Origin of the sequence: Streptosporangium sp. NPDC002524 (genome assembly GCF_040295985.1) — a bacterium.
GTDB lineage: Bacteria > Actinomycetota > Actinomycetes > Streptosporangiales > Streptosporangiaceae > Streptosporangium.
In genome coordinates this window covers 181,955-202,701 of sequence record NZ_JBEOWK010000018.1, presented here as the reverse complement: position 1 = coordinate 202,701, position 20,747 = coordinate 181,955, and the positions used below count along the sequence as shown (strand labels likewise).

Annotated in this window: 14 protein-coding genes; 8 read left to right on the top strand and 6 right to left on the bottom strand. The window is 70.6% G+C overall.

All coding sequences use genetic code 11. From position 1 onward, the window contains the following. Window positions 1-132 precede the first annotated feature (132 nt). From ABT053_RS29255 to ABT053_RS29245, 3 genes are all read left to right on the top strand, one after another. Entirely contained in the window at window positions 133-1,482 is a 1,350-nt protein-coding gene (locus ABT053_RS29255; protein ID WP_350973169.1) for a DUF1996 domain-containing protein, read from the top strand. 267 nt (window positions 1,483-1,749) lie between these two features. After that, complete coding sequence (locus ABT053_RS29250; protein ID WP_350973167.1) at window positions 1,750-4,314, top strand: glycoside hydrolase family 3 C-terminal domain-containing protein; 2,565 nt, start codon at window positions 1,750-1,752, stop codon at window positions 4,312-4,314. A gap of 7 nt (window positions 4,315-4,321) precedes the next feature. Then, a complete protein-coding gene (locus tag ABT053_RS29245) occupies window positions 4,322-5,371 on the top strand; it encodes a LacI family DNA-binding transcriptional regulator (protein ID WP_350973166.1) in 1,050 nt (349 codons plus the stop codon). A 98-nt stretch (window positions 5,372-5,469) separates the two neighbouring features. Here ABT053_RS29245 and ABT053_RS29240 read toward each other — a convergent pair whose 3' ends face one another. Together ABT053_RS29240 and ABT053_RS29235 are read right to left on the bottom strand one after the other, a co-directional pair. Then, window positions 5,470-6,348, bottom strand: a complete 879-nt coding sequence (locus ABT053_RS29240; RefSeq protein WP_350973165.1) for a DUF4231 domain-containing protein — start codon at window positions 6,346-6,348, stop codon at window positions 5,470-5,472. A gap of 1 nt (window position 6,349) precedes the next feature. Beyond that, window positions 6,350-6,850 carry a hypothetical protein gene (locus tag ABT053_RS29235; protein WP_350973163.1) on the bottom strand — a complete coding sequence of 167 codons (501 nt, stop codon included), beginning with the start codon at window positions 6,848-6,850 and terminating at the stop codon, window positions 6,350-6,352. Window positions 6,851-7,643: 793 nt separating this feature from the next. Between ABT053_RS29235 and ABT053_RS29230 the strand changes: the two genes are divergently transcribed. The 4 genes from ABT053_RS29230 (at window position 7,644) to fxsT (ending at window position 15,840) form a co-directional block, all read left to right on the top strand. Beyond that, complete coding sequence (locus ABT053_RS29230) at window positions 7,644-7,820, top strand: hypothetical protein (RefSeq protein WP_350973161.1); 177 nt, start codon at window positions 7,644-7,646, stop codon at window positions 7,818-7,820. Window positions 7,821-7,845: 25 nt separating this feature from the next. Further along, entirely contained in the window at window positions 7,846-10,206 is a 2,361-nt protein-coding gene (locus ABT053_RS29225; protein ID WP_350973160.1) for an FxsB family cyclophane-forming radical SAM/SPASM peptide maturase, read from the top strand. A gap of 419 nt (window positions 10,207-10,625) precedes the next feature. Beyond that, on the top strand, window positions 10,626-11,921 hold the full coding sequence (locus ABT053_RS29220; RefSeq protein ID WP_350973159.1) for a TIR-like protein FxsC: 1,296 nt from the start codon (window positions 10,626-10,628) through the stop codon (window positions 11,919-11,921). Then, window positions 11,914-15,840, top strand: a complete 3,927-nt coding sequence (gene fxsT, locus ABT053_RS29215; protein ID WP_350973158.1) for an FxSxx-COOH system tetratricopeptide repeat protein — start codon at window positions 11,914-11,916, stop codon at window positions 15,838-15,840. Before ABT053_RS29220 ends, fxsT begins: the two co-directional genes overlap by 8 nt. On the opposite strand, the gene ABT053_RS29210 is transcribed toward fxsT, so the two are convergent. From ABT053_RS29210 to ABT053_RS29195, 4 genes are all read right to left on the bottom strand, one after another. Next, window positions 15,841-16,722 (bottom strand): alpha/beta fold hydrolase, encoded by an 882-nt coding sequence (locus ABT053_RS29210; protein WP_350973156.1) that lies wholly within the window; start codon window positions 16,720-16,722, stop codon window positions 15,841-15,843. It abuts the gene before it with no gap. Window positions 16,723-16,896: 174 nt separating this feature from the next. Next, a complete protein-coding gene (locus ABT053_RS29205; RefSeq protein WP_350973155.1) occupies window positions 16,897-17,292 on the bottom strand; it encodes an STAS domain-containing protein in 396 nt (131 codons plus the stop codon). 342 nt (window positions 17,293-17,634) lie between these two features. Next, window positions 17,635-18,003 (bottom strand): STAS domain-containing protein, encoded by a 369-nt coding sequence (locus tag ABT053_RS29200; protein WP_350973152.1) that lies wholly within the window; start codon window positions 18,001-18,003, stop codon window positions 17,635-17,637. 57 nt (window positions 18,004-18,060) lie between these two features. Further along, entirely contained in the window at window positions 18,061-19,539 is a 1,479-nt protein-coding gene (locus ABT053_RS29195; RefSeq protein ID WP_350973151.1) for an LCP family protein, read from the bottom strand. A 93-nt stretch (window positions 19,540-19,632) separates the two neighbouring features. Between ABT053_RS29195 and ABT053_RS29190 the strand changes: the two genes are divergently transcribed. Further along, entirely contained in the window at window positions 19,633-20,664 is a 1,032-nt protein-coding gene (locus ABT053_RS29190; RefSeq protein ID WP_350973195.1) for a glycosyltransferase family 2 protein, read from the top strand. The last annotated feature ends 83 nt before the right edge of the window (window positions 20,665-20,747 follow it).

Genomic DNA, 20,747 nt, shown 5'->3' with positions numbered 1-20,747 from the left:
GGTGACGTGAACGGCGGGTTTCAGATTGGGTTGGCCGCCGTCTTGACAATTCGCAACAGGGAGGATCAACCTCGTAGGAGAGCGCTCTCCCTGTGCCGTTCCCAACGGCCACCCCCCACTGAAGGAGAGGCAATGCGCCCATCCCGAAGTCCCGTCAGATTCCGCCTGGGACTGGTCGCCGCCACGATCACCGCGCTGGTCGCGGCCGGTCTGGCGATCATCTCCCCGGCCAGCGCGGCGGACGGCCTGATCTCCCAGAGCCGGCCCGCGACCGCCTCCTCCTCGGAGGGAGGCGGCTACGGCGCCGGCGCCGCCTTCGACGGCAACACCGCGACCCGCTGGGCCAGCGCAGCCGCCGACCCGCAGTGGCTCCAGGTCGACCTGGGCGGCAGCGCGACGATCTCCCAGGTCGTCCTCAACTGGGAGGGCGCGTACGGCAGGTCGTTCAAGATCCAGACCTCGGCCAACGGGTCCTCCTGGACCGACGTCTACTCGACCACCACCGGCACCGGCGGCACCCAGACCCTCAACGTCTCGGGCTCGGGCCGGTACGTGCGGCTGTACGGCACCGCCCGGGGCACCGGCTACGGCTACTCGCTGTGGGAGTTCAAGGTGTACGGCACCGGCGGCTCCCCGGTCACCCCGAGGCCGAAGCCGACGTTCACCGACGAGGTGACGCACCACGAGTTCCAGGCCAACTGCTCCCCGACGGCGAACCGGCCCGACGACCCGATCATCTACCCCGGCCTGCCCGGCGCCTCGCACATGCACACCTTCGTCGGCAACAGGACGACCAACGCGCACAGCACGCAGTCGTCGCTCCTCGGCGGCGGCACCTCGTGCACCAACCCGCACGACAGGTCGGCCTACTGGTTCCCGAGCTTCTACAAGGGCAGCCAGCTGATCGAGCCGACCGGCAACCAGGTCATCTACTACAAGTCGGGCATCCTCAACTACTGGGAGGTGCAGCCCTTCCCGCAGGGCCTGCGCTTCGTCGTCGGCAGCCCGACCGCGACGCTCGCCGAGTTCCGCGACTCCCCGGGCGCCGTCGAGGGCTTCGAGTGCGGCGACATCTCCAAGAGCTGGGACATCCCGACCTCCTGCGTGGCGGGCAGCCAGGTGAACGTCCGCTACCAGGCCCCGAGCTGCTGGGACGGCGTCAACCTCGACAGCGCCAACCACAAGACCCACATGTCCTACCCCGTCAGCGGCTACTGCCCGCCCAGCCACCCGGTGGCGGTGCCGATGCTGGAGTTCAAGATCGCCTTCCCCGCCAGCGGTGACCTGTCGCAGGCGCGGCTGGCCAGCGGGCGCGGTTACACCTGGCACTACGACTTCTTCAACGCCTGGGACAACCCCGCCATCCTGGACGCCCTGGTGACCCACTGCATCAACGGCGGCCTCCAGTGCAACCCGCGCGGCTACGACCTGTACAAGCCGCACCGCGGCGCCGCCCTCACGGAGAACTTCGAGCTCCCCTGACCTTTCCCGACCCTCCCTGACCCTCCCCGACCCTCCTTGACCGCACGTGCCCGGCTCCGGCCTCGGGTGCCCCGGACTCCGGCACCCGAGGGCCGGGGCCGGGCACGTGCTTTTCCCGGCCTTTTCTCTACACGGGGCCTTTTTCTCGACACGGGGCCTTTTCCCGGTACGGGGCATGTCCGCTCCCGGACATTTCCCGGACATTGACAGCGCGGGACCCGCCGTGACGTACTGGAGAGCGCTCTCCGACAGCGAAGGGAAACACACGTGGGCATCGACGAGCTCGACCGGCTGGTGGAGAAACTGGACCTGGAACGCAAGGTGCGGCTGCTCACCGGCGCGACCGTGTGGTCCACCCACGCGGAGCCGGGCATCGGGCTGCGGGCCATGGTCACCTCCGACGGCCCGGTCGGCGTGCGCGGGGAGGGCTGGGACGAGCGGAGCACCTCCCTCACCCTGCCCTCCGCGACCGCGCTGGCCGCCACCTGGGACGACGACCTGGTGGAGCTGCTGGGCGGGCTGCTCGCCGACGAGGCGCGCCGCAAGGGCGTGGACGTCCTGCTCGCCCCGACGCTCAACCTGCACCGCTCGCCGCTCGGCGGGCGCCACTTCGAGTGCTACTCCGAGGACCCCCTGCTGACCGGCAGGATCGGCGCCGCCTGCGTCCGGGGCATCCAGGCGGGCGGGGTGGCGGCCACCGCCAAGCACTACGTCGCCAACGACTCCGAGACCGAACGGCTCACCCTTGACGCCCGCGTCGACGAGCGGACCCTGCGCGAGCTGTACCTGGCGCCGTTCGAGGCCGCGGTGGAGGCGGGTGTCTGGGTCGTCATGTCCGCCTACAACGGGGTGAACGGGACCACGATGTCGGAGAGCCCTCTCCTGGCCGACCCGCTCAAGGGGGCCTGGGGGTTCGACGGGGTGGTCGTGTCGGACTGGGGTGGCGTCCGCTCCACCGTTCCCGCCGGTCGCGCCGCGCAGGACCTCGCGATGCCGGGTCCCGAGGGCACCTGGGGGGAGGCGCTGGTCGCCGCGGTACGCGCGGGCGAGGTGCCGGAGGCCGCGATCGACGACAAGGTCCGGCGCCTGCTCCGGCTGGCCTACCGGGTCGGCGCGCTGGACCTCGCCACCGACCCCTCGCCCGCCCTCCCCGGCGGGGGAGAGCACATCGCGCGGGAAGGACACCCTGAGCGGGGAGAACGCCTTGAGCCGGGAGAGCGCGACGCGGAGGAAGGGGAAGGGGACGGGCGCGCGTCCGCCCGTACGCTGCTGCGCCGGGCCGTCGCCGCGAGCACCGTCCTGCTGCGCAACGAGGGCCCGCTGCTCCCCCTGGACCCCTCGCGCCTGCGCAGGGTCGCCGTGCTCGGCCCGAACGCCGCCACCCCCCGGATCCAGGGAGGCGGCAGCGCGGGCGTGTACCCCGAGTCCGTCGTGTCCCCCCTCGACGGCATCCGCGAGGCGCTGTCCGGTACGGCGGAGGTGCTCCACGGCCCCGGCCCGCACCTCGACGACCGGCCGACCCCGCTGGGCACGGACAACGCCCGCGACCCCCTGACCGGCGAGCCCGGCGTCCTGGTCCGGCTGCTGGACGCCGCGGGGGAGGAGATCCACGCCGAGCACCGGCTCACCGGCCGCATCCTGGAACCCGCCCGGATCGACGCCGCCGCGACCGTCGAGATCCGCGCCCTGCTGAGCCCGGAGGTGGACGGGCTCTGGGAGCTGGCCGTCGCCGGATGGGGCCACGTCCGGCTGGAGGCGGACGGCCACGTCCTGGTCGACGAGGAGGTGGAGCGCGACACCGACGACCCCGCCACCGTGCACCTGTCCCCGCCGTACCGGCGTGCCCGGTTCCCCGTGACGGCGGGCCGGGACGTGGAGCTCGTCTCCCGGCGGCGGCTCGACCCCGGCAGCGGGATCGCCTCGGTCCTGGCCGCGGACCCGCCCCGGCGCGCCGACGAGGTCGAGCTGGCAGCCGCGGTCGAGCTCGCCCGTACCTGCGACGTCGTCGTCGTCGTGGTCGGCTCCACGGAGGAGATCGAGAACGAGGGCGCCGACCGTACGCACCTGGAGCTGCCCGGACGCCAGGACGAGCTGGTCCGCGCGGTGGCCGCGGCCAACCCGGCGACCGTCGTGGTCGTCAACTCCGGCGGTCCCATGCTGCTGCCGTGGCGCGAGGAGGTGGCGGCCGTCCTCCTGAGCTGGTTCCCCGGGCAGGAGGCGGGGCACGGCCTCGCCGACGTCCTGTTCGGCCGGGCGGAACCCGGTGGCCGGCTGCCCACGACCTGGGCCGACCGGGCGCTCGTCTCCACCGTCCCGGAGGACGGGACGCTCACCTACGCCGAGGGCCTCGACATCGGGTACCGCGCCTGGCTGCGGCGGCCCGCGCCGCCCGCGTACTGGTTCGGGCACGGTCTCGGATACACCACCTGGTCCTACGAGGACGTCTCCGTGCCCTGGGACGTCTCCCCGGACGGCCCGCTGCCCGTCCGGGTGCGGCTGCGCAACACCGGGGAGCGCGCCGGTCGCGAGGTCGTCCAGGTCTACCTGTCCCGGCCGGAGACGGGCGTGACCCGTCCCGCGCGCTGGCTGGCCGGATACGCCCTCGCCGACGCGGGACCCGGCGAGGTCGTCGAGGTCACGGTGGACGTCCCGGCACGGGCCTTCCGGCACTGGTCGGCCGAGCACCACGCCTGGCGGGCCGAGGAGGGCGCCTTCACGGTGCTCGCCGGACGCTCGGCCGCCGACCTGCCGCTGAGCGCCCCGGTGCTCCTCGGCACGGAGCCGCCGACCTCGCGAGACCTCTCGGGAGAGCGCTCTCTCGCTGTGCTATAAAAGCCCTATGAGCGAAGGCCTACCGCGAGTGTCGGCACCCCCGACCTTGGAGGATGTGGCGCGGGCGGCAGGAGTCTCCCGCGCCACGGTCTCGCGCGTGATCAACGGGATCCGCAATGTCGATCTCGCGATCCAGGAGAAGGTCAAGCAGGCGATCGCCCTCACCGGCTACGTCCCCAACCAGGCGGCGCGCTCCCTGGTCACCCGGCGTACGGGGACGATCGCCCTGATCGTCTCCGGGGCGGGCAGCAGCGAGGAGAGCCCGTTCCCCGGCCACGTCTTCGCCGACCCGTTCTTCGGGCGGGTGGCCGGAGGGGTCGTCGGCTTCCTGCGCCCGCTGGGCATCTACCCGATCCTGATGTTCGCCGACACCCCGGAGACCCGCGACCAGGTCATCACCTACCTGCGCCGGGGCAACGTCGACGGGGCCATCCTGGTCTCCATCAGCGCCGAGGACACGCTGCCCAAGCTGCTCGCCGACGCCTCGCTGCCCGCGGTGCTCTTCGCCAGACCGGCCAGGCCGATCCCGATCAGCTACGTCGACGTCGGGCACCGGGCCGGGGGAAAGCTGGCCGCCGACCATCTCGTCGCCCGGGGCTGCCGCAGGCTGGCGACCATCTCCGGCCCGCTCGACGTACCGGCCAGCCAGGACCGCCTGGCGGGCTTCCAGGAGGCGATGGCCGTGCACGGCCATCCCTACATCCCCTGCGCCGAGGGCAACTTCACCCTCCACAGCGGCGAGGTGGCGATGGAACGGCTGCTCGCCGAGCATCCCGACATCGACGGCGTCTTCGCGGCCAACGACCTGATGGCCCAGGGCGCCCTGCTGGTGCTGCGCCAGCACGGGCGTAGCGTGCCCGGCGACGTGGCCATGGTGGGTTTCGACGACAGCAGCGCGGCACTGGCCTGCCGCCCGCCGCTCACCACCGTCCGCCACCCCGTCGAGGACATGGCCGCCGAGATGGGACGACTGCTGCTCACCCACATCGAGCACCCGGACCACCCGGTGACCTCACGGATCTTCGAACCGACCCTGGTGATCAGAGAGTCCGCCTGACCGGGGGCGCCCGTCCGCGTACGGCCACCTGAGGCGTTCGCGTCGCCCCTCCGGCTCCCGTTTCCAGGGCGCGGGTGAGGGGTGGCCGGGCGCACCTGTCAGTTGTGGGAGCCCCACCACAGCATCTGCTCGCGGGAGAGGATCTTCTCCGTCTCCTCGACGAAGCGCGCCCACTCCCGCTCCGTGCTGGGCCGGTCCAGCCTCGACGCGATGTCCCCGAGCTCCAGGGCGGTGACGGAGTAGGAGGCGGCCAGATTCTGGTGTTGCCTGGTCTGCAGCCACGCGACCCCCGCGGCCGCGGCGGCGGCGATGATCCCGGGGAGGTCCAGGTTGATGACCTGTCCCGCGTTCAGCACCGCGCCGACCAGGCCGAGGGCCTCCATCGCGGCCAGGGCCACCGACCAGCGCGCCGCCCGGTTGTCGTGGTGGATGGCCTTGGCGGTGTACCACGACCGCTGGTCGTAGATGCGGCCGACCGCGTAGTGGCGCCTGCGCTCGTCCAGGGGCAGGGCCCGGACGGCGCGCATCACCTCGGTCACCTGCGCGGCGCCGTCGTCCGGCGGAACCGGCGCGAACTCGTGGATGCCGTTCGTGATCTCGGAGTACCTGTGGTGCAGCAGCCGGTCCGTCTTCTCCTCGTCCTCGTGGAGGCCGAAGGGCTCCCCGCCCACCAGGTAGCGCCACGCGAGGGTCTTGGCGGACTCCGCGGTCGTCCTGGCCTCGTGCCACTGGCGGTCGGGGCGCATGGTGAGGAGGTAGACGTCCGTCACCAGCGCCGTCGCGAGGGCCGTCGCGGACAGCACCGCCGCTATGTCCAGCCTCCCGCTGTCCAGGCTGAAGGAGCCGAACGTGGCCGCCGCGACCAGCGAGCCCAGGCGCAGGACGGTGGCCCTCATCAGCCTCCGCTGCCCGACCACGGCGCCCCTGTCGGCCGCGCGGTAGAGCGCCGGCAGCTGGGACTCCGGGATCGCCTTCATCTCAGGGAATGGGTTGGTTGTCACGGGAGACCCCCGCGCTCGCCCGCGTCGCGCCGACCGGCCACAGCACCCGCACCTCGATCCTCCGGTTCCGCGCCTCCCGTACGACCTCCGCCGTCCCCCCGACCCCGTTTTCCGGACGACCGTCCCATACGGCCACCATCAGATCCGCCCCTTCCAGCAGTTCCCTGTTCGCTTCCGCGTAGATCTCGGGCGAGGGAAAGGAGAACGGGAGCCGCCTGACCGCCCCGGCCCGGCCGAGCAGGCGTCCGTAGGACGCCCTGTGCGCGGGGGCGAGCGTGAGGTGGTGCCGTTCGGCGACGACGATCACTTCCAGGAGCCCGCCCAGGTCGAGCACCACGTCGGCGAAGATCTGGTCCGCGCCCTCGGCGAGACAGGAGACCCCCACCATCTCGGGGGCGTGGGGCGTGAGGAACCGTCTTATCGCTGTTTCGACGAGACTCGTCGTGGACGGGGTGAGATCGCGATGTCCCGTGATCACGATGCGGGGGTGCCTTTCCTGCCTGATTACGTCTCCTCCGGTGTCTCGCTGGCGCAGCCGGTGACCACGAATCGTGCCTTTCCCCTTCTTGATGCATCTTCGATCTGGTTTTGCCGTCCGTCAAGCAAATGCGTACGGGATCTGCTATCCATGATTGACGGATAAAACCGCTCCGGCTTCCGGCCGACTGTTATCGTTTGAATCAGATACCCAAAACGGCTGCCCGGCCCGGCGTTTCATGATTTTTGCACGACATGTTTCTGGTTTTGTTGTGAAGGGGCACGGTGGCCCGTGTGGTGCCCGGTTGTCATTCTTTCGCGAGCGAGGGCTGGGGCGGCCGTGCCGGTGCCGCGGCCGGCGTCCGGGAGCGTCGCGGTGACCGCGGGCGGGGGCGAATGAGGCCGAGTCGCTCCACAGATGTGGACAAAACTAAAGATACTTCCCTTTCAACCGCAAAGCGGGTGATTCTGCTTAAGTTTCGTCAGGTATGACCTATGAATATGTTTCACCACAAGAGGCTGCCGCGACTGTGATCTAGGTATATTCAGGGCAAACGATCCTATAACTACTATCCTTCCAATAAAAATCTCTGCCACATGGTTACCGTCATCTTCCCTATCCGGTATATGTGTACCTTCGCGCGGCGGCAATCTCCGTGTGGGACCTACTCTCGGGGGTATACTTCCCCCGGGATTGCGTGTGCGGAGAGTCTCCACTCCGTCACCTTGGGTGATGACAATCCGATTGGCGATTCCTCGCCATTCACATAAATCAAATCAATTGGGCGGCCGACGTGAGTGCAAACAACCGCGAGGACGCCGAGTCGTTGGTCTCGACCAATGTGACCGACTCGGTGGCCATTCCTCTTTCCCACGCGGCCTCCTTTGTCGGCAGCGATGTCCTGCGACGCGTTGTTCCCGAGCCGCTGGAGCGGCGCCTCGCCACCGCCGCTTTCAATTCAGCCATCTGATCCACCGCCCGAACGACCAGAAGCCTTGAAACCATCCGCCGCCCCGTTCCGCCAGTTCGTGCTCAAGGTCGCGAGCAGGTGCGATCTCGCGTGCGATCACTGTTATGTCTACGAGCACGCGGACCAGAGCTGGCGTGGCCGTCCCGTCGTGATGTCCGACGAGACGATCGCGTGGTCGGCGAGGAGGATCGCCGAGCACGCGGGGCGTCACGGGCTCCCCGAGGTCCACGTGGTCCTGCACGGCGGCGAGCCGCTGCTGGCGGGACGCGAGAGGCTGGCCAGGGTCGCCGACGAGCTCCGGGGGGCGCTCGACGGCGTCTGCGCGATGGACCTGCGCGTCCACACGAACGGTGTCCTGCTGGACGAGGAGTTCTGCGCCCTCTTCGCCGAGCACGGCATCAAGGTGGGCGTCTCCCTCGACGGTGACCGCGTCGCCAACGACCGGCACCGGAGATACGCCAACGGCCGGAGCAGTTACGACAAGGTGATCCGCGCCGTCGAGCTGCTCCGCCGCCACCCCGAGCTGTACGCCGGGCTGCTGTGCACGGTCGACGTCGCGAACGACCCCGTGGCGGTCTACGAGGCGCTCGCCGAGCTCGACCCGCCGCACATCGACTTCCTGCTTCCCCACGCGACGTGGGACCGGCCTCCGCCGGGGCTGGGGGCCTACGGCGACTGGCTGATCAAGATCTTCGACCGGTGGATGACCGACGGAAGGCCCGTGTCCGTCCGGACCTTCGACTCCGTCCTCCGGATCCGCGACAACAGGAGCAGCCTCACCGAGTCGCTCGGCCCGCAGCCGAGCGATCTGGTCGTCATCGAGACCGACGGCTCGTACGAGCAGGTCGACTCCCTGAAGACGGCCTACGACGGCGCCCCGGCCACCGGGATGGGCGTCCGCGACCACTGCCTGGACGAGGTGGCCCGCCACCCGGGTTTCGGTGACCGGCGGTCCGGGACGGCCGGCCTGTCCGCCCAGTGCCGGGCCTGCCCGGTGGTCGAGACCTGCGGCGGGGGCCTCTACACCCACCGCTACCGCACGGGATCGGCCTTCGACAATCCCAGCGTCTACTGCGCGGACCTGCTGCGCCTGATAACGCACGTCGACGAGGCGGTCAGCGGCCTCGCCCCTCACGCGTTCCGCGCCGCGGACATCGCCGCGCTGGCCGCCGGCTACGGGGAGGGCGGCGCGATCGTCGCGCTGGAGGGGGTCCAGCGAAGCCTGCGCCGCGCCCTTCTCGGCAGGGTCGGCGCCGTCGCCACCTCGCCGGAGGCGTGGCGGCTGCTCACGCTCGTCGACCAGGAGTCCCCAGACGCGCTCAACGCCGTCCTGGCCCATCCCTACGTGCGGGTCTGGGCCGTCCTGTGCCTGACCGGCGACGCCGACGACGCCCATCTCTCCGCGATCGCGGTGACCGCGGCCCTGCGCGCCGGGATCGAGACGTCCCTCCGGGTGCCGGTCCGCGACGGCGCGCTCCACCTGCCCGGCCTGGGCAGGCTGGACGTCGGCCCCGTGGACACGGTGACCGTCACGACGGGAGACGGCTGGTTCGCCGCCGACGCGGGCGGGCGCGTCCGGCGGGTGGACCTCGGCGCGGCGGAGCGGGTCCGGCCGGTCCCCGGCTGGTCGCCGGTGCGCAGGCTGGTCCTCGGCGACCTGTCCGTCGCCCTGGACGACGTCGACCCCTACCGTGACTGCCACGAGTGGCCCGTCGCCGACCGGCTGGGCGAGGCCGAGCTGGAGCGGTGGAGCGGGCTGCTCCGCGACGCCTGGACGCTGATCGTCCGCGATCACCCCGCCTACGCCCCGGCCCTGGCCGCCGGGCTGACCACGATCATCCCGCTGGTGCCCCGCGACGACGGAAGGCAGATCAGCTCCGCCGCGCGCCAGGCCTTCGGCGCCGTCGCGGTGGCGGCGCCCTCCGACGCCGTGACCCTGGCGCTCCTGCTGATCCACGAGTTCCAGCACGTCAAGCTGGGCGCGGTGCTGGACATGCTCGACCTGTACGACGCCGCGGACACCTCCTTCTACTACGCCCCCTGGCGCGACGACCCCCGGCCGCTGGAGGGGTTGCTGCAGGGCACGTACGCCCATGTCGCCGTCGCGGACTTCTGGCGGGTGCGGCGCGTCCTCGACGAGGGGGCGGCGGCGAGGAAGGCCGCGATCCAGTTCGCCCACTGGCGGAGCCAGACGGCGCAGGCGCTGAAGACGCTGAACGACTCCGGCGCGCTCACCGAGACGGGCAGGAAGTTCGCGGACGCGATGACCGCGAGCGTCGGCCGCTGGCTCGACGAGCCCGTCTCTCCCGGCGCGGAGGACGAGGCCCGGCGCAGGGCCGAGGCCCACCGGGAGACCTGGGCCCGGAGCGCGCCGCTCCGGGGATGACCCGGCAGCGCGCCGGAGCGCGCCGTTTCGAAGACGACCCCGGAGCGGACGCGAAGGGCGCTGTTTCGGAGACGACCAGGCGGCGGGCCCGGGGTGCGCCACTTCGAGGACGATCCGGGACTGGGCGCGAGGTGCGCTGTTTCGGGGATGACCCGGGAGTGGGCGCGGAGTGATGTGCAAATTGTCCAGTAATGTCCAGGCGGAACCTTTTTGTCCTGTCCGGCCGGTCGTTCACGTTTCGGTACTCGCACCCGCAGCACCCGCCGCTGAGGCGCCGCCGTTGTTTCGACCGCTTTTTTTGAACAGGGGTACGCAGATAAAGTCTGATGTGTACTCTCCGCAATGTGATGATATTTGCCACCTCGGCGCGTCACCTTATACTCAAGGCCTCAAGTGCTCACCGGGAGGTGTGACTGCTCGTGCTGGACGATCCACGAGCCGGTCCCTACTTCTTTCTCAGTTACGCGCACACGCCGAAGCATGACTTAAGCGATCCCAGTGACCCCGATCAGTGGGTGAAGAAGCTGTTCGACGATCTGTGCAAGGACGTCATGCAATTGAGCGACCTGCGGCACGGCGCCAGCCCGGGTTTCATAGATCGGCATCTGCGCGCGGGGAGTGTCTGGCCCGACATGCTGGCCCGGGCCATCGCGACCTGCAGGGTCTTCGTTCCGCTGTACTCCCGGCGCTATTTCGAAAGTGAGCAGTGCGGCAGGGAGTGGGCCGCTTTCTCGCGGCGGGTCGCGCTGCACGAGGAACTCGGCCTCGGCAAGATCGAGGCGATCGTCCCCGCGATCTGGGTGCCGTTCGCGATGGAGGATCTTCCCGAGGTGAGCCGGGACATCCAGGTGGGGAATTCGGATCCCACCTCCAAATACGAAGAACACGGCTTCTACGGAATCATGAAGCTCCGGCGTTTTCACTCCGCCTATCAGCTGGCGGTGTACCAACTGGCGCGGCGGATCGTCGACGCGGGGAAAAACGCCAAGCTGGTGCTGACGGAACCGCTCGACTACCACTCCGTGGAGAGCGCCTTCGGGCATTACCGCACCCATCGCCCCAACGGCCGGCGCATCCGTGTCACCGTCGTGTCCCCCGATCCCCCCGCCCCACCCGGCCCACCGGGAGGGCGGGAGCACGCTCTCCAGCCGGCGGCCCCGCCGCAGTGGAACCCCTACGGGCCCGCGCTCGAGATACCGCTGGTCGAGCACGCCCAGAGCATCCTCAACCGGCTCGGATACCTCCCCGAGCCCGGCCGGCTCGCGGAGTCGCCCGGCACGGCGAACGACGCGCAGCAGTGCCCGTGCGTCGTGCTGCTCGACATCTGGGCCGCGGACTCGGCGAAACTGCTGCGGTCGCTGCGCCGGCTGGACGAGTCCAGCGAGCAGTGGGTCGCGGTGATACTGGTGATGAACCGCGCCGACCCCGAGACCGCCCAGGCGGAGGCGCGGCTGAGAGGGCTCCTGGAAGGGAGCCTGCAGAGAAAGATGGCCACGGGACGCGTCACGCAGTCCGCGGTCACCGTCGTCTCCTCGCTCGGCGAGTTCAACCGGGCGATGGCCGAGACGGCGCGTTCGACCGCCGCGCAGTACCTGCGGCACGCCCCGGCGCACCCTCCCGAGGGACAGCCCTCGATCGAGCGCCCGCGCCTGCGGGGTCCCCAGTCCTCGCCCGACGCCAATGACGCCAATGACGCGGAGGAACGCCATGAATGACGCCCCCGAGGGTCACATCGTCACCTTCTACTCGTACAAGGGCGGCACCGGGCGCACCATGGCCCTCGCCAACACCGCCTGGATCCTCGCCGCGAACGGCAAGCGGGTGCTGGTCGTCGACTGGGACCTGGAGTCCCCGGGGCTGCACAAGTTCTTCCGGCCCTTCCTCGACGAGGTGACGATCGGCGCGACGCCGGGCGTGATCGAGATGACCAACGAGTACGCCCTCGCGGCCAGGAGCCAGCAGCCCCGGCAGGGCCCCTGGCATCTCGACTACGCGAAGGTGCTGCGGCACGCGGTCTCGCTGGACTGGGAGGGGTTCCCGGAGAAGGGCGGCCTCGACTTCCTCTCCGCCGGCCGCCAGAACCGTGACTACGCCTCCCTGGTGTCGACGTTCGACTGGGACGACTTCTACGACGAGCTCAAGGGCGGCACGTTCCTCGACGCGATGCGCGCCGACATGAGGCGCAACTACGACTACATCCTCATCGACAGCAGGACCGGCCTCAACGACATGGCCGACATCTGCACGGTGCACTTCCCCAACACCCTCGTGGTCTGTTTCACCCTCAGCAACCAGGGGATCGAGGGCGCCTCGGCGATCGCCCGCCACATCGACGAGCGCTACCACGAGCGGGGCATCCGGATCCTGCCGGTGCCGATGCGGATCGACGAGAGCGAGAAGGAGAGGCTGGAGGCCGGGCGATCGTTCGCCCGCAGCCAGTTCGACCGGTTCCCCGCCCTCATGGACGTCGAGGAACTGCGCTCCTACTGGGGAGGGGTGGAGATCCCCTACAAGCCCTTCTACGGGTTCGAGGAGACGCTGGCGGCGTTCGGTGACGCCCCCGGGTCGCCCACCTCCCTCCTGGCGGCCTTCGAGCGCCTCGCCGAGGTGATCACCAAGGGGGAGGTCCGGTCCCTGCCCCCCATGGACGAGGAGCTCCGGCTGCACGTCAGGGACCGGTTCCTGCGCGGGAAGGCGCGCAACGTTCCGACGGTCATCACGCTCAGCTACGTCCCGGAGGACCGCCTGTGGGCCGAGTGGATCGAGGTCACGCTCACCAGGGCGGGCTTCCGGGTGCGCCAGGGCGGCCTCTCGCCGTCCGACGAGGCCCAGGGACGGGAGGCGGCCCCCTACGCCTCCCGCGTCGTCGCGGTGCTCTCCGCCCCCTACCTCCGCTCGAAGGAGGCGCAGGCCGTCGCCGAGACCCCCAAGGGGATCGACCCGACGGTCCGTGACTGGCTGATCCCGGTCCGGGTGACCGACATACGGCTCGTCCCGCCCTTCAGCGAGCGGAGCAGCGTCGACCTGATGCGGCTCGACGAACCCCAGGCCACGGAGGCCCTGCTCCGCGTGGTGGGCAGGCCGCCCCAGCCCGTCGAGGGTTCGGAGGACCCGGGGCCGCCGGCCAGCCCGCGCTTCCCCGGCACGCGCCCCCCGGTCTGGAACCTGCCCACCAGGAACGCGACGTTCACCGGGCGCAACGCCGTCCTGGAACGGCTCAGGGACCAGATCGTCGGGAGCAGCAGGACGGTCGTCCTGCCCCAGGCCGTGTACGGCCTCGGCGGCGTCGGCAAGACCCAGGTGGCGCTGGAGTACGCCCACCGCTTCATGGCCGACTACGACGTCGTCTGGTGGATCCCGGCCGAGCACCTCGACCAGATCAACCCGGTGATGGCCGAGCTCGCGCCGCTCCTGAGGCTGCGCGTCGGCGACAACGTCGCCGAGGCGGCGCAGGCCGCCCGGGAGGCGCTGCGCCAGGGGGATCCCTACGAGAACTGGCTCCTGATCTTCGACAACGCCGACAACCCCAAGGATCTCGAACGCTTCCTCCCCAGCGGCTCGGGACACGTCCTCATCACCTCCCGCAACACGGACTGGTCGCGCATCGCGGAGCCGCTGGAGGTCGACGTCTTCACCCGCGAGGAGAGCGTCGAGCACCTGCTGCGCCGGGCGCCGGGGCTCGCCTCCGAGGACGCGGACAGGGTCGCGCGGGCACTCGGGGACCTCCCGCTCGCCATCGAGCAGGCCGGCGCCTGGCTGGAGCAGACGGGCATGCCCGCGGGACAGTACGTCGAGCAGCTGGAGGAGCGGCTGACCGAGGTGCTCGCCCTCCCGGAGCCGCGGAGCGACTACCCCGTCCCGGTCATGGCGACCTGGAACCTGTCGTTCGACCGGCTCAGGGAGCGGTCGCCCGCCTCGGTCCGGCTGCTCGAACTGCTCGCGTTCTTCGCGCCCGAGCCGATCTCCCTCGACATGCTGTACTGCGACGCCATGGTCACCTGCCTGGCGCCGTTCGACGACGCGGTCCGCGAGAAGCTCATGCTCGGCCCCGTCATCCTGCAGCTCGGCCGCTACGCGCTGGCCAAGGTCGACCAGGCGGACAACTCCATCCAGGTCCACCGGCTCATCCAGGCGGTGGTCCGCAGCCGGCTCACCCCGGCCGAGCTGGAGGACACCGTCCACGACGTGCACCGGGTCCTGGTGGCGGCCCGGCCCAGGGTCGGCGACACCGACGACCCGGAGAACTGGCCCCGCTACGAGGAGGTCTGGCCGCACCTCGTGCCCTCCTCCGCCGCCGCCTGCGACGAGGAGGAGACCCGGCGGCTGCTGATCGACCGCGTCCGCTACCTGTGGAAGCGCGGCGAGCTCGACGCGAGCCTGCGGCTCGGCACGCAGCTGGAGGAGCAGTGGAACGAGAAGCTCGGCAAGGGGGACAGGCAGACCGTGCACCTCCGTTTCCACATGGCCAACACGCTGCGCTCCCAGGGGCGCTACGGCGAGGCGCACACCGTCGACACCGAGGTCCTTACCCACCAGCGCCGCGAGCTCGGCGACTACCACGTGTACACGCTGATGACGGCCGGCGGGCTCGCGGCCGACCTCCGGGCGCTGGGGGAGTTCCGGCAGGCGCTGGAGATGGACGGCGAGACCTATGACCGGCTCAAGGAGCTCTTCGGCGTCGACCACCGCCGCACCCTGATGGCGGCCCACAACCTGGGGGCCAGCCTCAGGCTGGCCGGTCACTTCTCGCGGGCGCGCGACCTCGACCAGGAGACGACGGACCGCCGCAAGGTGGTGCTCGGCGACACTCATCCCTACACCCTCTACTCGGCCGCCAGCCTCGCCCGCGACCTGCGCGAGCTCGGCAACTTCCGCGACTGCCTGGAGATGATGAGAGTCACCCTGGACCAGTACCGCCAGGTGCTGGGGGACGACTGGCCCGACACCCTCCGCACCGCCAACGGGCTCGCCACCGCCCTGCGCAGGGCCGGGCGGGAGTCCGAGGCGCGCCGGCAGGCGGAGGAGACCTTCGCCCGGTACGTGGCGCGGTACGGCGCGACCATGACCGACACCCTCGTGTCGAGCCTGGAACTCGCCTCCTGCCTAGCCGTCACCCAGGAGGTGGACCGCGCCCACGAGATCGCCGCCGACACCATGAGGCACTTCTCGCGCGTGCACGGGGAGGACCACCCGTACACCCTGACGGCCGCCAACAACGTGGCGATCTACCTGCGGGAGCTCGGCGCCTTCCAGGAGGCGAAGGATCTCGCGGAGCGGACGCTCATCGCCTTCTCCGCGAGGATGGGTCCCGTCCATCCCTCGACCCTGACCTGCGCCGTCAACACGGCCGGCTGCCTGGCGGAGCTCGGCGACCTGCCCGCGGCCGAGGCGCTGGAGCGGCAGACCCTCGAAAGCCTGCGCGCCGTCCTGCACGCGGAGCATCCGGACGTCCTCGTCTGCGAGGCGAACCTGGCGGTGACGCTGAACACCGGGGGCCGTACGGCCGAGGCCAAGCAGATCCGCGAGCGGGTGCTGAACGCGATGCGGCGCGTGCTGGGCGACGACCATCCCTACATCGCGGACCTCGCGGCGTGGCGCCGGGTGAACCGCGACCTCGAACCGCAGCCCTGGTGATCAGATGATCCGCTCCTGGTTGGCCAGCCAGGGGAGCATGTCGGGCAGCACGTTCAGGGCGCCGAAGTGCGCGGCCTCGGGATGCACGGTCATCCGGGCCGTGGGGATGCGCGAGGCCAGCCAGCGCGAGTGGTCGGCAGGGGAGAACCTGTCCTTCTCGCCGTGCCAGACCAGGGTCGGGGCGGTGATGTCGGCCGGGTCGAAACCCCACGGGGAGCAGAAGGCGATCGCGTCGTCGATCCACCCGGCGGCGGTGTCGCGCAGGGCCTCGGCGTAGTTCTCCAGCAGCATCGCCCGGATGCCGGGGTTGGCCACCACCCGGCGGTCGGCCTCGGGCAGCTCGTCGTACAGGCCGCTGATGAGGTGGGCCGGGTCGCTGCGGATGGCGTGCGCGGCCGGCGTCAGGATCTCGGTCAGGTGGTTGAGGCCCGCGAGGGCCGCCATGTACTCCACGATGTTCGACCGCGTCATGCCGCCGAACCAGTCCAGCCCCTCCGCGCCGGGCGGTGCGAGGCTCACCAGGGCCGCGACGCGGGTGACGCGGTGCGGCAGGAGGGCGGCGCAGGCCAGCGCGTGCGGCCCGCCTCCGGACCGGCCTATCACGGCGAACCGTTCGATCCCGAGGTGGTCGGCGATCCTCTCGACGTCGCCCGCCACGGAGCCGACCGAGCGCCCCTGCAGCCGGGTGGAGCCGCCGTAGCCCGGCCGGTCGAAGGTGATCAGGCGGACGCCCAGCCGGTACAGGACGGCCCCGCGGGGGCGCGGGCCGACCCGGCTGCCCGGCGTGCCGTGCAACATGAAGATCGGGATCCCCTCGGGTTTGCCCCGTTCCTCGTACGTGAGGCGCCTGCCGTCGAACGTGAGCCGCCTGCTGCCTTCCATTGCGAGCTTCGTGGTGTCGGTCGTTTTCACGGCCCTCGTCAAAGCTCGCCTCCCCTGGTGGTCATGCCCCTCTTTCACCTTTCCCTCATCCGGCATGACAGAAAAGTGTCATTTTCACGACGGGGAGCCACATCCGGCCGCACCGCTCGCGCTCTGCGAGGCCGAGACCCGGGGCTATCTGTCGGCGAGGGGAGCGGACGCCCGGACGTGCGAGGCGGCCTCGGAACAGCCCGGTGGAGGGCTCATCGCCCCGGTGCGGGAGATCACGGTGAAGGACGCGTCGAGGTTGGTCAGTTTCAGGAGCTTCAGGACCACCGGCGGGGCTCCGGCCAGGAGCAGGGGTGTGTCGTGCTCGCGGGCGTACCGTTTGACGGCGATCAGCGCGCTCAGGCCGCAGGCGTCGATGAAGGTGACGCCGGCCAGGTCGATGATGACCGTCCCGGGGCGGACGTCGACGACGTCCTGGGTGAAGGCCGACAGGTCCGGCCTGGTGGCGAGGTCGAGCTCGCCGGCCACCGTGATGACCACGAAGCCGTTCGCGTGCTCGCTCGTGAGTTGAAGTGCGTTCATCGCCCACTTCCCTGCAGGCTCACGTGAATGTACGTATCCGGCCAGGGGGTGTCGCTCGGACGCCCGGCCTCAGATCGTCGCCTCCTCGGTCGCGTCGTGCGGGCGCGGAGGGGGTGGACCATCTGAAGCCACGATACTCCCTAACGGTGCGAATCATCGCTTTCCGTGATCGTATAGCTTCGAAGCGAAGTGTAGATGCCAACCCGCATATGTTCCAGCTATTCGAGGAAACAGCTTTGTAGCCTCGCCCGCGCGGGGCCGCCGACGGGTGGGAAAGCCGGTTCCCGAGTGACGGGCGAGGGACGTGAGCAGGCCGGAAAAGCCGGTCTGACCTGGGAGGGGTCAGCCCGGGGAGTGGCTGGGGGCCATGGCGTCGAGCGCCTCGCGCAGGTTGTCGCGCGTCTCGAAGTGCCGGTCGAGATTGGTGATCGTCAGCAGGTGGGTGATCATGCCGGGGCTCACCACCAGCATGAGGCGGCCGTGGGCCTCCTTGAGGCGGGTGAGCGTGCCCACGAGCACCCCCAGCCCCACCGAGTCGCAGAACGGCACCCCTGTCAGGTCCATCACCAGGTTCGGGGTTCCCACGTCCTGCAGGACGTTGTCGATCTCCGCGCGCAACCGGGGGGCCACCGCCATGTCGAGCTCGCCCGTCGCCTGGACGACCGCACAGGTGCCGCTGCGCCATGTCTGAACATCGAATGTCGAGATCACGCTCATCACCTCCGTGCCTTTTTAGCTGCCCTGACAGAAGGTTGTTATGCACATGGCTCACTTTTTGCAGATGTTGTCCGTTGCCGTCCTTGCTGTCGGAGTCGCGGCGGGTGTGGCGCTCGGAGTGGGCGAGGCGGCCGTCTCCTTCACGGTGACCTTCTTCGCCGGGGCGTGTTTCCGGCCGACGACCACCTCGATCCTGTCGCCGAGGCTCTCCTGCGGGCGCAGCTCCGCCCCGGGCAGCGCGGCGGCGACGGTGCGCGCCGAGTCCTCGCGGGCGGGGCCGTAGCGGATGACGGTCTTCTCGAAGTCCTTCTGCGGGGTGTTACCCGGGACCTCCGGCACCTGGAAGCCGACTCTCTGCAGGTCGGCCCTGGTCTGCGCGCCCAGACCGGTGATCGTGGTGCCGTTGAGCACGCTGAGGGCGATCCGCGAGGGCGCGACGGTGAGCGCGGGGGCCGTGGGGGAGGCCGCGGGGGTGGGCGTCGCCTTGCCGGGCTTGGCGGACTTCGCGGGCTTGACCAGCGTCTCGTCGGCGGCGATCCTGCGGAACAGCTCCCTGGCCGCCTCCTTGTCCCAGAGCACCGCGGACTCGCCGGTCGGCGTCTTGTAGTCGACGTCCGCGAGCGGGACCGTCGCGAAGGCCACGTCGTCGGTGGAGACGTCCTTGAGCTGGTCGGCCAGGCCGAGCAGGTCACCGCGGAGCGCGTCGTCGACCCGGATCGTGTCGAGCGTGGTGTCGACGAACGAGGCGAGCCTGATCGGGTTGGTCAGCGTCTCGCCGCTGAGCGCCTGGTTCAGCAGCGCGGAGATCACCTGCTGCTGGCGGTCGATGCGGTCGAGGTCGGAGCGGGCGGTGGCGCGGGTGCGGGCGTAGGCGAGGGCCTTGACGCCGTCGAAGGAGTAGGTGCCCGGCTGCAGGTCGAGCGCGGTCTTCGGGTCGTTGATGGGGACCGGGGTGCACACCGAGATGCCGCCGAGGGCGTCGACCACCTCGATGAAGCCCAGCACGTTGACCTCGACGTAGTGGTGGAGGGTGAGCCCCGTGGCGGTCTGCACCGTGCGCGTCGCGAGCTTCGGCCCGCCGAGCTGGTAGGCGGCGTTGATCTTGTGCAGGCCCTTGCCGGGGACCGTCGTCCAGGTGTCGCGGGGAAGGCTGACCACGGTGACCTTGCGGTGGTCCTCCGACACGTGGATCACCATCATGGTGTCGGTGCGCTCGCCGGTCTCGCGGCCGAGCTTGAGCTGGTTCTGCTGCTTGCGGGTGAGGTTGTCGCGCTTGTCGACGCCCACCACCAGGATGTTCATGGCGCCGGTGCTGGAGCGCGACCCCGGGACGCCCGCGTCGACCGCCTCGATCTTCGTCGTGGCGTAGTTGGTCAGCGCCCACGTCACCCCGGAGCTGCCCAGGACCAGGCACGAGAGCGCGCCGGCGATCACGAGGCCGCGCCGCCTGGTGCGGGCACCCCTCGCCGACCTGCGGTCACGCCTCGGGTTCACCCGGACGCTTCCGTAGGCGTCGCCGCCTACGTGCACACCCGAATCCTCCTCCGGGTCGCGCATGCATGGCCCCCTAGGCTCCAGCTGGGTCGATGAGGTACCCGTTCGTACAGTAGCGTGAGCGACGCCATGAAGCAGTTCCCCGACTCGCCCGCGCCGGCGTCGTCTTCAGAGACACGTGTCTGGCCCCCCATCTCCATCGTCATCCCGGTGCTGAACGAGGAGCGCCATCTGCGGGAGGCGGTGCGTCAGGTGCTGTCGCAGCGGTACGCGGGACCGATCGAGGTCGTGCTCGCGATAGGCCCCTCCCGAGACCGTACGCAGGAGGTCGCCGACGAGATCGCCGCCGACGACCCCCGCGTGGTCGTCGTCCCCAACCCGACCGGCCGCACCCCCAACGCGCTCAACGCCGCCATCGCGGCGTCCGGCAACGCGATCATCGCCAGGGTCGACGGCCACGCGATGCTCCCCGACGACTACCTCCAGGTCGCGGTGGAGACCCTTGAGGAGACCGGCGCCGACAACGTGGGCGGCGTCATGGCGGCCGAGGGCGTCACGCCGTTCGAGCAGGCGGTGGCCCGCGCGATGACGTCCAAGATCGGCGTCGGCGGCGCGCGGTTCCACACCGGGGGCACCGCGGGCCCCGCCGACACGGTCTACCTCGGCGTGTTCCGCCGCTCCGCGCTGGAGCGGGTCGGCGGCTACGACGAGCACTTCCAGCGGGCCCAGGACTGGGAGATGAACCACCGCATCCGCGAGACGGGCGGCCTGGTCTGGTTCCAGCCCCGGATGCGCGTCTCCTACCGGCCGAGGCCCGACCTCAGGGCGCTCGCCAAGCAGTACTTCCACTACGGCCGTTGGCGCAGGGTGGTCGCCCGCACCCACGAGGGCACGATCAACCTGCGCTACCTGGCGCCGCCCCTGGCCGTGCTGGCCATCCTCGCGGGCCTGGTGGTCTCCCCGTTCTTCTGGCCGGGGCTGCTGATCCCCGGCGGCTACCTGGCGGCGATCCTGGCCGGTTCCGCGGTCACCGGCAGCGGCCTGCCCGCCCCGGCGCTCCTCCGGCTGCCGCTGGTCTACGTCACTATGCACATGTCGTGGGGCTGGGGCTTCCTGACGAGCCCGAGGAAGCTCGGCAAGCCCGGCCACGCGGGCGGCTGACCCTCGCCGGAACGCGCGGCCGGGGCACCCGGCCCGGACGGGCGGGGGACGCGCGCCGGCCGAGGCGGACGTCCGGGGGGACG